This is a genomic window from Pontibacterium sp., from assembly GCF_964228735.1.
Classification (GTDB): domain Bacteria; phylum Pseudomonadota; class Gammaproteobacteria; order Pseudomonadales; family Balneatricaceae; genus Pontibacterium.
Window position 1 is genome coordinate 46,790 of sequence record NZ_CAXRBQ010000111.1, and the last position, 15,670, is coordinate 62,459.

Sequence of the window (15,670 nt, forward strand, 5' to 3'; positions counted from 1 at the left end):
TGCCTCTAAAGGTCTAACAGAGGGACTCGACCTGCCCGGCGGCCAGTACCTGCTGGCCAAAGGCTTCGGCGGGCATCGGGCGTCCGTACAGGAAGCCCTGGGCCTGGTCGCAGCCTTCACTGATCAGTATTTCGGCCTGACCCTCCAGCTCCACGCCCTCGGCAATGACCTGCAAGCCCAGGGTTTTGCCGAGGGCGATAATCGCCTCGCTGATCGCCCGGTCCTCGGCATCCTCAATCAGGTCCTGGGTGAAGGAGCGGTCGATTTTAAGCTTGGAGATGGGTAACTGCTTCAGATAAGACAGTGAAGAGTAACCGGTGCCAAAATCGTCGATCGCCAGTTTGATGCCCATTTCGCGCAGCTGATTGAGCACGCCCAGCGAGTTCTTGGTGTCGTTGATAAAGAAACTTTCGGTGACTTCCAGTTCCAGTTTGTGAGCTGGCCAGCCGGTCGTTTGCAGAATTTTTTGGATCTGCTCAGGCATATCCTGCTGGCTGAGCTGTCGCGCGGAGATGTTTACTGCCAGCACGCCCGGATCAAAGTGGTCATGCAGCCACTGTGCGCACTGACTGCAGGCCTGGGTGAGCACCTGCAGGCCCAGTTCGTGGATCAGGGCGCGTTCCTCAGCCAGCGGAATAAACTCCATCGGCGGGATCACTCCCTGCACCGGGTGGTTCCAGCGTACCAGTGCTTCCACACCCACCAGTTTTTTGCTGTGCAGATCGTACTGGGGTTGGTAATACACGGTGAGCTGCTGTTGCTGCAGTGCCGTGCGCAACTCCTCTTCCAAGATCAGCTTACGCCGCGCTTCCAGTGTCATTTTTTCGCTGTAGAAGCTGAAGCGATTGCCGCCTTGCTCCTTGGATTGATACATCGCCAGGTCGGCGTTGCGCATCAGGGCCGATACGTCGTGGCCATCCTGGGGGAACAGGCTGATGCCAATGCTGGTGCCCAGGTGAAGTTCATGGTGTTCGATCTGCATCGGTGCCTGCATCGCCTCAATCAGGTGGCACGCAACGGTGGCGGCCGCCTGGACGGAGTCCAGTGGATCGATGATGATGGTAAATTCGTCGCCCCCCAGGCGTGCGAGAAAGTCGCTGCTGCGCAGACTGTTGCGAAAACGGCGGGCTGCTTCCTGCAATACCTCGTCACCCACGTTGTGGCCAAGGGTATCGTTGACCTGCTTGAACTTATCCAGATCCAGAAACAGCAATGCGGCGTTTTGGCCGGAGCGTTGGTTTTTCTGGAGCGTGCTGCGCAGTGTGTCGCGGAAGTAGCTGCGGTTGGGCAGACGCGTCAGTTCATCGTGGTCTGCCAGCTGGCGCAGGATCTGCTGTTGTTGCTCCAGCTCCTGGGTGCGTTTGTCCACTTCGGTTTGCAGCTCGTCACGGGAGATCGATGTTTCCCGCAGGCGGTCGGTCATTGCGTTAAAGTGCTGGGCGACGCTACTGAGTTCATCCTTTTCATTCAGGCTGATATGGCTGTACAGGTCCCCCTCGCTGAGGCGATGGATACCCTGGTCCAGCATCTCCACCCGGGCATTAAACATCCGCGCCGTATGCAGACTCAGACCCGAAAGCAGGAAGGCCAGAGTCAGAATCAGGCCGCCACTGAGCAGGTAACTCTGTGTTTGCAGCTCGCGAGAGCTGTTGATCGCCAGTTGCTCCAACCGCACGCTGTCTTCCTGCATAGTCTGAATCACGGAGTCCAATAGATTGGATAGATGAAAAAGTGCTGCGCTTTGAGTGGTGCTGTTGCCGGCATCGTGGATGGCGATCATCTGGTCCAGCAGTTTACATACGCTGTTGTTGCGCTTTTGCAGACTGTGCAGGTAGATCAGTTGCTGGTCCGACGCCCTGGTGGCGTTGGCAAACATCTGGTCCAGTTTTTCATACAGTTTCCGGTTATGACGCAACGGTTCCACGTTCGGATTACGGGCGTATTGGCGCAACTGCACACGCATCGCTTCGATGCTGGTTTGTACCTTGGTGGACGCTTCCAGGCGTTCAAAGTAACGGTTCTGCTGGTAATCCTGCCAGAACATATTGGCGGTCAGGATGACCGACAGGGTGACGGCTATTGTGGCCATCAGGACAAGGCGCAGTGAGATCTTCATTGTATCTGGGATGCCGTTGCATCGGTGGCGATCAGAGCGCGTTCATCGAACAGCGCCCGGTAGTTGGGCATCGACTGCTGTGCGACCCGTTTGTTATTCAGTGCCCAGCGTGCTTCATGCTCCAGGGTGGTGATCAGGGAGTTGCTGAGCGACAGCTTAAACAGGTAGTCATCCCAGCCATGGCCGATCTTGTGTGGATCACGCTGCAGTTGAGTCGCAATGATCCGTTGTGAGCGCGCCGGATTCACGGCGATAAATCGCGTGGCATCATTGAGCGCGGCGATCACCCGGCGGTGTGCTTCCAATTGAGCGGTGGCCTGATCCTGCATGGTAATCAGGTTAAACGACAGGGTGTAGATCCCCCGGCTGTTCAGGATCGGTTGCCCGTGGCTGGAAAGCTGTGCGGCTTCCTGGGCAAAGGGTTCCCACAGGGCAGCGGCATCGATCTCACCTGCATCCAGGGCCGCGACCATCTGATCGGGGCGTAACGACACCAGTGTGATGGTTTCGGCAGGAACACCGTGGATCAGCAGCAGGGTGTGTAGGAAAAACTCGCTGGATGAGTTGTGGATAATGCCGATCCGCTTGCCGCGTAACTCTCTGGCGTCGCGAAGGTGCTGATCTGGGGCCGAGACGATCTTGATGTCGTTATCAGATTCCACAAAACTCGCCAGGATGGAAAATTGCTTGTCACCAAAACTGTTGAACATGATGACCGAATCGGAGGTGGTGGCCAGGTCCGCTTCGCCCTGAATCAGCGCGTTAAAACAGCGGTGTCCGCCAACATAGGGCAGCAGCTCGACCTCAATACCATGATCGGCAAAATAGCCCTGCGCCTGCGCCACATAAAAGGGTGTGGAGAGTGGTGTTTGGGAGACCGCGATGCGAATGGACAGGGTGGGGCTGCGACTTTCCAGGCCCTGTTGAATGTAAAAGCCAAGGCCAAGCCCTGCGAATAACACCAGAAGCAGCAAAATCCTTTTGGGGGACGTCATTGTCGAGTCCTGAGTCAGCCGAATTTAAGTAAATAAATGGGCTATCAACCAAGCGCTTACTGCCAACCGCCGTGCCGGGCAGTCGAAGTGTTATCGGATAGTTTGTTCAATAAATGTAGTGGGTGTTGCGTGGTTTTTGTAGCGCTGTAGGTGGGAAGTTGCGAGTTTTATGATCAGATGCAGGATTTCGTTCAAAAACTCACCTTAAAGGCAAAAGACCGAAGAGCATAAAAGTACCTGTTCTCTTCGGCCCGGCGTTATTCAGCCTTTGAGTGCATGCCCGTCGGGCAGCTGTTTCTCCATCCAGATCGCCAGTTTGTGCTTCATGTTGGGTTCATTCTCCTGGTCTTTCGCCAGGGGGTGGATCAGACCGTCATTGACCAGCAGACGGTAAAGGGCTGTGATCTTGTTGCTGGCACTGTCAGTGGGCTCAAACTTACCCGCACCGCGTTTTTCAAAGTAAACCGCTCCGACCACCAGGGCCTGTCGCACCAGGTCCGCTTCGTGTTTGAGTTTTTTCATGTTGCCACATCCTTCCGCTTGGCTGGGGAGTTCCTCCATTTATGCGGAAATCTGCTGGCGCTGTAAAGTGATAAGAGGGATTAAAGTAAGCGACGACCGGAGTGTCGCCGCTTACAAGAGGCCTAAGTAGGGGCAGAGTGTCAGTAGCTGATTCTGCCGTGGGGCTGATTTTTCATGGAGTCCAGGAAGCTGTCCCGGCTCATACGGACCAGTTCACGGTGGTCGCCAGCTTCAAGATAGCATTCAGGCTCTTCACCGAGGTGGTCATCCCAGATTACAGGCAGATTGTAGGTCTGACCCAAGCTGGGAACTGCACCCTGTGCACAGTCCCGGAACAGGATTTTTACATCGTTCTGACGGGCCGTGGTCAACAGGCGATTGGTAAAGTGATTAACAGCGCGTAGGTCGACCTGGCGGTCGGCGGGTACAACGGCCATCACAAAGCCTTCGTCATCTCTCAGCACTACACCTTTTGCAACCCGTTTAGGGGGAACTTTGGCTGCCAGTGCACAGCCCATAGCGGTTTCGGCGTAAGGGTGAAAGACGCGTTTGTACGCGATGTGTTGACTATCCAGGAAGCGCTGAATGGTTGGCGCAAGGGACATGAGGTTCACCTCTGTTTGAGGCTCCTGCCAGTTAGGGCTCCTGCACCTCTCAGTGTAGCTCATCTGGTGGTCTATTCTTGAAAGAGATGTAAACAGAGAGTGAGGCGGACCATGGCGATTGCACTGCGGGCATCGTCCCGGTTGGGCAGTGCAGCCCATAAAGCGGTGGATAAACACCTGAATAGCCTGGATAAAATGCTGTCCGGGGTGACCGAAGCCGATGTGGATGAGGTGATTCACGATACCCGCACCGGGATGAAAAGGATGCGTGCCTTTCTGCGCCTGATTCGTGCCTCCATCGGTAAACCCGCTTACCGACAAGCCAATGCGCAAAGCAAAGCCCTCGCTGGCGCCCTGTCCGGTAGCCGTGATGCCCGTGTGCTGCTGGATACTGTGGATATGCTATTGCTGGAGCTTGAGGACCGGGAGTGTCGGGCCCGGCTACGTGAACCCTTCTTGCAACATTACGCTCGGGCCTGTGAGGTTGCCGGTGGTACACGACCTCTCAAGTATGCGCGGAAACGGTTGCACAAGTTGCAACACAAGGCCTGTCGCTGGCGTTTGAAAGGGTACGATTACCAAGCTCTGATGCAGGCGGTTGAAACGGAATACGGCCAGGGCCGGGCGCACTGGTTGCAGATTCAGCAATATCCGGAGGCGGAAGAGCTGCATGAGTGGCGCAAGGAGGTGAAGCGGTTCTATTACCAGGTTTCGCTGTTGTTTCCCCACGGGAATAAAATGCAGCGGGCGCGTTTGAAGGATCTGGGGGAATATCTGGGGCAGTTGCATGATCTGCACATCCTGCTGGAGTACATCGCCAACCACCGTCCACTTTACTGGACCGACGACCTTTCACATCTATGGAGAGCCGCCCAGCATCGAGAGCAGATCCTGATGGATCTGATCTGGCGACTGGCACCTAAAGCCTATGGCGAACCCGCACCAAGCTACAGCCGCAAACTGATCAAACGCTGGCGTGATCTGAGTCAGAAAAAGCACTGACAGGAAGCGTTCTGCGGTTATGCCCCAGTCAAATTGCCTCTGATATACTCGGGCTATCTTTCAGTGAGGCATCGTATTTCTATGAAATTCCGAATTATCCCTGTGACCCCGTTTCAGCAGAACTGCACCCTGATCTGGTGTGAAGAAACCAACAAAGCCGCGGTGGTTGATCCGGGCGGTGACGTGGACCGCATCCTGGCGGCGGTTGAGGAAGAGGGCGTCGAGTTGGAGAAGATCCTGCTTACCCACGCGCACCTTGACCATGTTGGTGGTACGGCTGAACTGGCCAAGCGCACGGGTGTGCCGGTGGAAGGCCCGCACATCGACGACAAATTCTGGATCGATGGCCTGGACCAGCAGTGCACTATGTTCGGATTTCCACCGGTGGAGGGGTTCGAGCCGGATCGCTGGCTGGATGAAGGTAACGACATCGAAGTGGGCAACCAACACCTGAGCGTGTTGCACACGCCGGGGCATACCCCGGGCCATGTGGTGTTTTTCCATCCGGGGGACCTGCTGGCAATGGTGGGTGATGTGTTGTTCCAGGGTTCAATCGGCCGTACCGACTTTCCGAAAGGTGACCATCCAACCCTGATCGCCTCCATCCGTGAAAAGCTGTTCCCGCTGGGCGACGATGTGGACTTCATTCCGGGACACGGACCGATGTCCACCTTTGGCCGCGAGCGCACCAGCAACCCCTTTGTATCCGATCACCGCGGTTGATCAGTTGCCGTTGTTACGCTCGGTGGAGACGCCGCCGCTGACCACAAAGGCCGTCACCTGACTGGCGGCCACATCCAGTGATTCCACCTGCGATTTGGGCACGATGATCAGGTTGCCGGCGAAGTTGTACGACTGCGGCAGATACACCGCGACCTGATCCTGCAAACCAAAGCTCTCCATACTCTCCCGGGTCATAAAGCCCATCGCTTTGATCCGCTTGTCCTCGGTGAGGTATACCAGTACCGGTTTATCGAAGCTTTTGGTATCCCCCAGAAACGCATGGAACAGGTCCTTCAGCGCGTTGTAAAGCAGCTTGACCAGTGGGATGCGCTCCAGGAAACGGTCCACATAACCCATCATGTAGCGCCCCAGATAGAGCGAACCCGCGACACCGGTAGCGGTGATCACAATCAGGGTGACCGCTGTGCCGAGTAGAGTTGCGGTAAGGCCCGGTTCCAGCGCCGGAGAGTAGTGGGCCAGCAGGCTACCGATTGCCGAAAAGACGGTTTCGTTGAGTGCGGTGAAAATCAGGTACACCAGGTAGATGGTGAGTACCACCGGTAGCAGGATCAGCAGTCCCTGGAAGAAAAATCGCATCAGGCTTCGTATCATCATAGGCTCCTTGTGACTGGCCCGAGATTAAATGTTGATGACTGAGTGAAAGCTTAACAGGTTTGTTTTTTCTGACCCGTTTTGTACCGGCACCGGGAAAAGCTCCATGGGTCGCAGCTATTAAGCCTCGGGCTTGTTGCTCGCTTATGGCTGATGTGGTGTCTGTTGATACTCCAGCGATGCCATTTCGGTCAGACGGCTGATGGTGCGCTGGAATTCAAAGGCCAACAGGTCACCCTGGTACAGCACGTCCAGTGTGGTCGCGGCGTTGAGGAACAGGTTAACGCGACGGTCGTACAGCTCGTCCACCAGGGCGATAAAGCGCCGTGCCGGATCGTCCGAGCGGCCAACCATCACCTGGCGTTCGCCTGTTGATTGCGAACCCACTGCGCCGTCTTCCGTCCCCCGCGCCTTTATCCGTTCAAACTGCTTACCACCCAGCAGCGGCACATTGCTGAGAAACAGGGTGTGGAAGCGCTGGGCAAGATCGATGTAGTCGAGGTGGCTACGTGGGCCTTCACACAGGGCCTGGAAATTAAACCAGGCAACTTCTTCCGTGGCCGCGATACAGGGGATCGGCCGATTGCAGACCAGGATCTCTGCGTCGCCATTGAGCTGCGCATCACTGTGTGGCGCGAACAGCTCATGCAATGGTGTGTGGTCGCCGACGAAGTACGCGGTACTGTGAGTCAGGCTGCGTAAACGGTGATCCTTCTCGCCCGCCATCGCCACCACGTTCAGGTGCTGGCGCAGTAACTGGACTGTAGGCTCAAAGCGATCCTTGTGGATATCGCCACGGTACAGCTCTTCCGGTGGGCGGTTGGAGGTGCACACCAGCGTAACACCAAGGCTGAACAGATGGCGGGTCAGGCGGCCCAGCAGCATGGCATCGCCAATCTCGGCCACCAGAAATTCGTCAAAGCAGAGTACCCGGTAACGTTGGGCAAGTCCCTGAGCGACGAACAGCAGCGGGTCTTCCTGGCCCGAATTCTCCTGCAGTTGCTGGTGGATCAGCGCCATAAAACGGTGGAAATGCAGGCGCAGGGTGCAGTCGTTGCCGAAATCTTCTCGCAGGGAGTCGCAGAACAGATCCATTAGGAAGGTCTTGCCGCGACCCACCTGTCCCCACAGATAGAGGCCTCTAGGTGGCGTATGATGTTGCTCGGCCAGCTGTGGCTGCAGTTCGGCCAGGTAGGTCAGGGCCTGACGTTGCACCGGGTCGTCGTCATAACCGTTGGCCAGAAGCGCTTGATAACGCTGCAGCAGCGGCTGTTCTTGGGAGGGATTGTTCGGGATCATGGGGACGCATCTTAACGCCCCCAGGGGTAGGATGCTACTTGTGCAGCAGGCGGGTCATCTCGATCCATTCGCGATCCAGGCTCTTGTTGCGTTCCAGTACTTCCCGCAGTGGCACATCCAGGATCTCTCCTTTCTGTACGCCCACCATGATGCTGGAGTAACCCGCACGCAGGTAATCCACCGCCATTGCTCCCATACAGGAGGCCAGTACACGGTCGTGTCCGGTAGGGCTGCCACCGCGCTGGATGTGGCCCAGAATACATACTCTTGGCGCCTGATCGTGTTCCTCCAGTTGCTGGGCAATCCGGTAGGTCAAACCGGAGCGTGGGCCTTCCGCTACCACGATGATGCCGCTGGAACCTTTGCCTTTTACGCGGTTGTTGGCCAGCTGGAAACAGAGGGATTCGATCTTAAACTCCACTTCCGGAATCACTACCATCTCGGCACCGCAGGCGATCCCCACCTGGGTGGCGATAAAGCCGGAATCTCGGCCCATTACCTCCACCAGGAACAGGCGTTCGTGGGAGAGGGCGGTGTCACGGATTTTGTCGATTGCATCCAGCGCGGTATTGATGGCGGTATCAAACCCGATGGTGTCTTCGGTGCCGTGGATATCGTTATCAATGGTACCTGGCAGGCCGACTACAGGAATACCACTCTCTTCGGCAAGCAGGGCCGCACCGGTCAGGGAACCGTCGCCACCGATTACCACCAGACCTTCGATATCGCGTTCGCGCAGAATTTCCGCGGCCTGCTTGCGCACCGCCGGGTCTTTGAACGCTTCGCAACGGTCACTTTTCAGCATTGTGCCGCCACGCTGTACGATGTTGGATACGGAGCGGGAGTTCATCTCCCAGATATCACCAATGATCAGGCCGCTGTAACCACGATTGACGCCATATACCCGAATGCCGTGACTGAGGGCTGCACGGACCACGCCTCGAATCGCCGGGTTCATGCCTGGAGCATCGCCACCGCTGGTCAGTACGGCGATCGCTTTCAGCTCTTTGACTGCGTCCAGCGCAGGTAGCTTATACATCAATTCTCTCCTATCGTGTAATCCACAGACAGTTCACCTTTCGCTCAAGCCTACTGCCGTTTTTTGACGCTTATATGGCAGTGGATGAGTGCTCGGAAAGGGACTGAGGTCTGTCATCCATACCCCTCATTATAGGGTTATGCGGAGGTTAGGCTGCAACGGGAGAGTCGCAAGATGACGCTAGCGGAACAGATCGCTCAGGATATTCTGCGCAGTTTTTCCAACTATCGGGCGCATTTTCAGCGCATAACCGAGGGTGCCCGCACGCGCTTTGAGATGGCCGATTGGCAAGCGGTGCAGCGAGCGGCGGCGGAGCGGATCAACCTGTACGAGAGCATGTGTCAGGATGCGGCCGAAACGCTGCAACGTAAGATCAAAAAGGACCTGCACGATTCAGAACTCTGGCGTCACGCCAAACTTGCCTATATCCAGCTGATCACCCAGCGTGACGACTTTGAGCTGGCAGAAACCTACTACAACTCCATCTACTGTCGGGTGTACGCCCGCAGGCAGCTGGATGACCTGCATATGTTTATCCACAGTTCTATGGCAGGACGCATCGTGCAGTCAGGGGAACAGATCTACCGTACCTACGACCTGAGTAACGGTGTACAGAACATGCTTTCCCGAATACTGGATGATGTAGCTTTTGCTATCCCCTGGGAGAACAAACGCCGGGATATCCGCAATATCCTGCGCTACGTGCGCAACAACCTGACGGAACAGTTTGAGAACCCCGCGGACACCCGCATCGAAGTGGTCAAAAGTGTGTTTTACCGCAATAAAGGCGCCTATATCGTTGGCCGTGTGTGCACCGATCATAAACAGCTGCCTTTTGTCCTGCCGGTGCTCAATAACGAGGCGGGTGGCGTGTATGTGGATACATTGATTACCGAGGAGAACGATGTTTCGGTGATTTTCAGTTTTACCCGCGCCTACTTTATGGCGGATGTGAACGTGCCCTCCGAGTTTGTGCGATTCATGCAGTCGATCCTGCCGATGAAGTCCGTGGCTGAGATTTACAGTTCGGTGGGTTTTTACAAGCAGGGCAAGGCGGAGTTCTACCGCAACTTTGTCGAGCACCTGAAGAACTCGGACGATAGTTTTGTGATCGCCCCCGGCATCAAGGGAATGGTGATGACGGTGTTTACCCAGCCCAGCTATCCCCTGGTGTTCAAGATCATCAAGGACAGCTTCTCCTCCTCCAAATACATTTCCCGCAGCACCGTGATTGAGAAGTACCAGCTGGTAAAACGGCACGACCGCGTGGGGCGGATGGCCGATACCATGGAGTTCACCAACTTCAGTTTTCCCCGTGATCGCTTTTCCGACGAATTGATTGATGAACTGCAGCGGGTGGCTGCCTCCAGTGTGGAGGTGCGTGATGATGTGGTGCTGATCCGTCACCTCTGGACCGAACGTCGCATGACCCCATTGAATATCCATATCAACGAAGCGCTGGCGAAGAAGGATGAATACGCCGTGTTCCACGCGATCAACGAGTTTGGCAAATGCATCAAGCAGCTGGCTGCCGCCAATATTTTCGCCGGGGATATGTTGTTCAAGAACTTCGGCATCACCCGCCATGGCCGTGTGGTGTTCTATGACTACGACGAGATCATGTACCTCACCGAGTGCAATTTCCGCGAGATTCCCGAAGCAATCTATCCCGAACAGGAGATGATGGACGAACCCTGGTATTCGGTGGGGCCCTGCGATGTGTTCCCGGAAGAGTTGCGCATGTTGACCCGCTGTGACCGGACGGTGCGCCGGATCTTTAACGAACTGCATCAGGATCTGCTCGATGTTGCGTTCTGGCGTGAGATGCAGGCGCAGGTGCAGGCGGGAGATGTGATGGATGTATTCCCGTACCGAAAAGTGAAACGTTTTCTGCGTAACTGATTGCTTTTAAAGTGTATTGGTGATTTTTCGACTCCAGAACAGATAGTATGTAGATCAGAGGCTCAGTGGTTCGACAGAATGCTAGGCAGATTGAAATGTACGGGATTCTTGAACAGTCGCTTGAACTGTCTACTATTTAACCATTGAGCGTTTTAAAGAACGTAAGCTCAGAACAAGAACAGGGAGACTGCTATGACGATCAAAAAGACTGTTACCTCAGCTCTACTGGCAATGGGGGTGGGCGTTGCAGCCATGGGGGTGTCAACCACCGCTTCCGCAGAGCAATTTATTACCATCGGTACCGGCGGTGTCACCGGGGTCTACTATCCCACCGGTGGTGCGATCTGCCGTCTGGTGAACAAGGGACGTAAAGATCATGGTATCCGTTGTTCGGTGGAATCGACCGGTGGTTCGATCTACAACCTGAATACCATCCGTTCCGGCGAGCTGGATATGGGGGTCGCGCAGTCTGACTGGCAGTATCACGCCTACAACGGTACCTCCCAATTTGAGGACAAAGGTGCCAACAAGGATCTGCGTGCCGTGTTCTCTGTGCATGCTGAGCCGTTCACCGTCGTGGCGCGTGCCGACGCGGATATCAAGTCATTTGATGACCTGAAGGGAAAACGCGTGAATATCGGGAATCCGGGCTCCGGTCAGCGTGGTACGCTGGAAGTGGTGATGGAAGCCAAAGGCTGGACCATGGATGACTTTGCGTTGGCGTCCGAACTGAAAGCGTCGGAGCAGGCGAGCGCGCTGTGTGATAACAAGATTGATGCCATGGTCTATACCGTTGGCCATCCAAGTGGTGCGATCAAAGAAGCGACCACCTCCTGTGATAGTAAACTGGTGACTGTAACCGGAGATGTGATCAGCGGCCTGATCAAACAGCATCCCTATTATCGCTCCGCGACTATCCCGGGTGGCATGTACCGTGGTAACGGGGATGATGTGGAAACCTTTGGTGTAGGTGCCACGTTTGTAACCTCCACTTCCGTGCCTGAAGAGGTGGTGTATCAGGTGGTGAAAGCGGTATTTGAAAACTTCGATACCTTCCGCAACCTGCATCCTGCCTTCCGTCACTTGAAGAAAGAGGACATGGTCAAAAGTGGCCTGTCCGCACCTCTGCACCCGGGTGCAGCCAAGTACTACAAAGAAGCTGGTCTGATGTGATCTGAAATCAGAAACACGGGGGTATGTGCCCCCGTTGTTCCTCTGTTAAGGAGGTCCCGTGACAGATAAGCCAACCCCTCAGGTCGATCCTGACGTACAGGAGATGGTTGCGCAGGCCGACAGCGGTGCTCGCGCTCCAAAGGGAATGCCCGGCAAGTTGCTCTGGCTGGTGGCACTGGCCTGGTCTCTGTTTCAGCTTTGGTATGCATCGCCCCTGCCTTTTACCCTGAATTTCGGGGTGTTTAACGACACCCAGGCCCGTTCGATTCATCTGGCGTTCGCCATCTTCCTCGCATATACCGCCTTTCCGGCACTGAAACGTTCTCCCCGGTTTTATATCCCGCTGCAGGATTGGATTATGGGGCTGGTCGGATCATTCTGTGCCGCATATCTGGTGATCTTCCATGCGGAACTGGCCAATCGTGCCGGTGACCCAACGACTTTAGATCTGGTGGTCGCTGTCGCCGGTATGGTGATCCTGCTGGAAGCGACACGCCGTGCCTTGGGTCCACCGTTGATGGTGGTTGCTCTAGTCTTTCTGATCTACACCTTCGGCGGTCCGCATATGCCGGATGTGATCGCGCACAAGGGCGCAAGCCTCAATAAGACCATGTCACACCAGTGGCTGAGCAGTGAAGGTGTATTTGGTGTGGCACTGGGGGTGTCCACCAGTTTTGTTTTCCTCTTTGTGTTGTTTGGTTCTCTGTTGGATAAAGCCGGGGCTGGTAACTATTTCACGCAGGTTGCCTTCTCATTGTTGGGGCATATGAAGGGCGGACCGGCAAAAGCGGCCGTGGTGTCATCGGGTCTGAGCGGTCTGGTCTCCGGCTCCTCCATTGCCAATGTGGTAACTACCGGTACTTTCACCATTCCATTGATGAAACGGGTGGGTTTTCCCGGTCAGAAAGCCGGGGCAGTAGAGGTTGCCGCGTCAACCAACGGCCAGCTCACGCCGCCGATCATGGGGGCTGCCGCCTTTCTGATGGTGGAATACGTTGGGGTGTCCTACATCGAGGTGATTAAGCATGCCATTCTACCGGCGCTGATCTCCTACGTGGCGCTGATCTACATCGTGCATCTGGAAGCACTAAAAGCCGGGATGCGTGGATTGGAACGCCGCTATAAACCCACTCTGGCCCAGGCGTTGATGACCTGGAGCATGATCATCTCAGGTATCTGCATCCTGTCGCTGGCATTGTATTACGGCATGGGCTGGTCAAAAGAGGTGTTGGGTAATGGCACCTACCTGTTGATTGGTGGGCTGATGCTGGTGGTTTATCTGGCCTTGATCCGCTTTGCCGCCCAGTATCCCGAACTGCATATGGACGATCCGAATGCGGCGATTGTGACACTACCGGAGGTAGGACCCACGGTGAAATCCGGTCTCTACTTCCTGTTGCCGGTGGTGGTGCTGGTGTGGTGCCTGACCGTTGAACGTCTCTCGCCGGGATTGTCCGCATTCTGGGCTACGGTGTTTATGACGCTGGTGGTTTTGACCCACAAACCGTTGAAGTCGATGTTCCGGGGTGATCACCATTGGAAGGAAAGCAGCAATGTCGGTATCCATGACCTGCTGGATGGTTTGGTCAGTGGTGCGCGCAATATGATCGGCATCGGTGTGGCGACCGCAGCGGCGGGTATTGTGGTGGGAACGGTCACCCTAACCGGAATTGGTTTGGTGATGACCGAGTTCGTCGAGTTTATCTCCGGCGGCAATGTGATGCTGATGCTGATCTTTACTGCCATTATCAGTCTGGTGCTGGGTATGGGGCTGCCAACCACCGCCAACTACATCGTGGTGTCTACTCTGATGGCGCCGGTAATCGTCACTTTGGGGGCGGAACATGGCTTGTTGGTACCACTGATCGCTGTGCACCTGTTTGTGTTCTATTTCGGCATCCTGGCGGATGATACGCCGCCGGTGGGTTTGGCCGCGTATGCTGCAGCGGCAATTGCTCGTTCCGATCCGATCAAAACCGGTATCCAGGGGTTTACCTACGATATCCGTACGGCGGTACTGCCGTTCATGTTTATCTTTAACACCGAGCTGTTGTTGATCGGTGTGGAAGGGCCTTTCCATCTGCTGATGACAATTGTCTCGGCGACTGGCGCGATGCTGATCTTTGCTGCTGCAACGCAGGGCTACTGGCTGGTCAAAAACCGTTGGTACGAAACGGTATTGTTACTGCTGGTGGCGTTTTCACTGTTCCGGCCGGGTTTCTGGTGGGATGAGGTATACCCGCCAATCGAGCGTAAACCCGCCACAGAGCTAGAACAGATCGCGGGTAGTCTGTCGGCAAACGACAGTTTACGTCTGGCTGTTGCTGGCGAAACCATCGATGGCGATTATGTGAAGAAGATCGTTGAACTTCAGGTGGGCGAAGCTGAGGGTGGCGCACAAAGGTTACAGGACTTGGGACTGATGCTCTCTTTCAGCGACGATAAGGTGATGGTCGATATGGTGGGTTTTGACAGCCCGGCCCAGAAAGTGGGGATCGATTTTGGCTGGGAGATCCTGGCGGTTGAAACAGAAACCGACCGTCCGCCTAAGCAGCTGGTGTACATCCCGGTCATCCTGTTGCTGGCGGGTATGGCCGCATTGCAACTGCGCCGTCGTAAACATATGGCGTGAACAAACGATAGGTGAAGATCATGTTTAGCAAGGTTCTGTTTCCCGTCGACCTTGAAGATGTTGTGACCGCAGAGCACGCATTACGATATCTGAACGGTATGCTGTCCAACGGTCAGGAACTGCACATCTTGGGTGTGTTGCCCGGCTTTAACATGCCGTTGGTGGCGTCCTATTTTCCCGAAGGCACAGTGGAGCATGCGATAAATGCCATGGAACACCAACTGAAGGAGCTGGCTGAGCAGAACCTGAGCAGTAACCTGAACTGGTTTATCCATGTAGCAGAAGGTGTGCCGCATAAAGAGATCGTCAAGAAAGCCCACAAACTCAATTGTGACTTGATTGCGATCCCAAGTCGGAATCATGGTTTGGTAGAAAAGGTTTTGTTGGGATCGGTGACCGCCAAAGTTGTTGAGCAGGCCGATTGTTCCGTATTTGTTATGCGTTGATCACAGCATCCAGATTATAAATACAGGATATTAAGGCGCCGTCAGGCGCCTTTTTTATGCCTGCTTATTTGGAGTTGTCTAATTAATGATCGGTTCTGGGTGTTTTTTAATCAGAAATAGGTGTTTTTTCACTTTTTTGAAGTTTTTTTCAAAAGGCTGTTGACGCTCAATCTGAGGTCTGTAGAATGCGCCTCCTCGCTTGAGAGAACAGCCTTCAACGGCACAGTGACTCAGGCAGAGAGGCTTAAATAACTCACTGATTTAGTTAGTGAATTTTTAAGTCGTCGTGATCACCAGCAAGCTTCAAAAACTTTTGAAAAACTTGTAAATAAACGGTTGACAACGACACGGTGCGCAGTAAAATATGCGCCTCGCTTGAGACAACGCTAACGCAGCGTCGCAAGCCGCTCTTTAACAAATTGATCAGATAATTCGTGTGGGCGCTTGTCAGGATAAAGCACAAAAAACTTTATCCAGATAAGCAACCAAGTGAATTCATTTTTACAAAGTTGTTTTAACTGGAGCCGAATATCTTCGGATATTCAATATGATTTAAACTGAAGAGTTTGATCATGGCTCAGATTGAACGCTGGCGGTAGGCTTA

Annotated in this window: 13 protein-coding genes; 6 read left to right on the plus strand and 7 right to left on the minus strand. The window is 54.8% G+C overall.

Annotated features, from left to right (window positions below):
- Positions 1 to 13 precede the first annotated feature (13 nt).
- From ACEQ15_RS12725 to ACEQ15_RS12740, 4 genes are all read right to left on the minus strand, one after another.
- Positions 14 to 2,116: an EAL domain-containing protein gene (locus ACEQ15_RS12725; RefSeq protein WP_370279566.1), complete on the minus strand. Its 2,103-nt coding sequence runs from the start codon at positions 2,114 to 2,116 to the stop codon at positions 14 to 16.
- Complete coding sequence (locus ACEQ15_RS12730; protein ID WP_370279567.1) at positions 2,113 to 3,111, minus strand: ABC transporter substrate-binding protein; 999 nt, start codon at positions 3,109 to 3,111, stop codon at positions 2,113 to 2,115. The genes ACEQ15_RS12725 and ACEQ15_RS12730 overlap by 4 nt, the downstream gene beginning before the upstream one ends.
- Positions 3,112 to 3,372: 261 nt before the next feature.
- Complete coding sequence (locus ACEQ15_RS12735) at positions 3,373 to 3,633, minus strand: DUF5062 family protein (RefSeq protein ID WP_370279568.1); 261 nt, start codon at positions 3,631 to 3,633, stop codon at positions 3,373 to 3,375.
- Between the two features lie 140 nt (positions 3,634 to 3,773).
- Positions 3,774 to 4,238: an aminoacyl-tRNA deacylase gene (locus tag ACEQ15_RS12740; RefSeq protein ID WP_282354339.1), complete on the minus strand. Its 465-nt coding sequence runs from the start codon at positions 4,236 to 4,238 to the stop codon at positions 3,774 to 3,776.
- 111 nt (positions 4,239 to 4,349) lie between these two features.
- Here ACEQ15_RS12740 and ACEQ15_RS12745 point away from each other — a divergent pair, with 111 nt between their 5' ends.
- Positions 4,350 to 5,240 (plus strand): CHAD domain-containing protein, encoded by an 891-nt coding sequence (locus tag ACEQ15_RS12745; protein WP_370279569.1) that lies wholly within the window; start codon positions 4,350 to 4,352, stop codon positions 5,238 to 5,240.
- Positions 5,241 to 5,321: 81 nt separating this feature from the next.
- Positions 5,322 to 5,963 (plus strand): MBL fold metallo-hydrolase, encoded by a 642-nt coding sequence (locus ACEQ15_RS12750; RefSeq protein WP_370279570.1) that lies wholly within the window; start codon positions 5,322 to 5,324, stop codon positions 5,961 to 5,963.
- On the opposite strand, the gene ACEQ15_RS12755 is transcribed toward ACEQ15_RS12750, so the two are convergent.
- The 3 genes from ACEQ15_RS12755 to pfkA all read right to left on the minus strand — a co-directional run bounded on the left by ACEQ15_RS12755 (position 5,964) and on the right by pfkA (position 8,913).
- Positions 5,964 to 6,578, minus strand: coding sequence for a DUF502 domain-containing protein (locus ACEQ15_RS12755; RefSeq protein ID WP_370279571.1), 615 nt, complete (start codon positions 6,576 to 6,578; stop codon positions 5,964 to 5,966).
- A 141-nt stretch (positions 6,579 to 6,719) separates the two neighbouring features.
- Positions 6,720 to 7,874: a cell division protein ZapE gene (gene zapE, locus ACEQ15_RS12760; RefSeq protein ID WP_370279572.1), complete on the minus strand. Its 1,155-nt coding sequence runs from the start codon at positions 7,872 to 7,874 to the stop codon at positions 6,720 to 6,722.
- Positions 7,875 to 7,908: 34 nt separating this feature from the next.
- On the minus strand, positions 7,909 to 8,913 hold the full coding sequence (pfkA, locus tag ACEQ15_RS12765; protein ID WP_370279573.1) for a 6-phosphofructokinase: 1,005 nt from the start codon (positions 8,911 to 8,913) through the stop codon (positions 7,909 to 7,911).
- 174 nt (positions 8,914 to 9,087) lie between these two features.
- Here pfkA and aceK point away from each other — a divergent pair, with 174 nt between their 5' ends.
- The 4 genes from aceK (at position 9,088) to ACEQ15_RS12785 (ending at position 15,066) form a co-directional block, all read left to right on the plus strand.
- A complete protein-coding gene (gene aceK, locus ACEQ15_RS12770) occupies positions 9,088 to 10,815 on the plus strand; it encodes a bifunctional isocitrate dehydrogenase kinase/phosphatase (RefSeq protein WP_370279574.1) in 1,728 nt (575 codons plus the stop codon).
- A 192-nt stretch (positions 10,816 to 11,007) separates the two neighbouring features.
- Positions 11,008 to 11,988: a TAXI family TRAP transporter solute-binding subunit gene (locus tag ACEQ15_RS12775; protein ID WP_370279575.1), complete on the plus strand. Its 981-nt coding sequence runs from the start codon at positions 11,008 to 11,010 to the stop codon at positions 11,986 to 11,988.
- A gap of 103 nt (positions 11,989 to 12,091) precedes the next feature.
- Positions 12,092 to 14,620: a TRAP transporter permease gene (locus ACEQ15_RS12780; protein WP_370279578.1), complete on the plus strand. Its 2,529-nt coding sequence runs from the start codon at positions 12,092 to 12,094 to the stop codon at positions 14,618 to 14,620.
- A 20-nt stretch (positions 14,621 to 14,640) separates the two neighbouring features.
- Entirely contained in the window at positions 14,641 to 15,066 is a 426-nt protein-coding gene (locus ACEQ15_RS12785) for a universal stress protein (RefSeq protein WP_370279576.1), read from the plus strand.
- Positions 15,067 to 15,670: the final 604 nt, after the last annotated feature.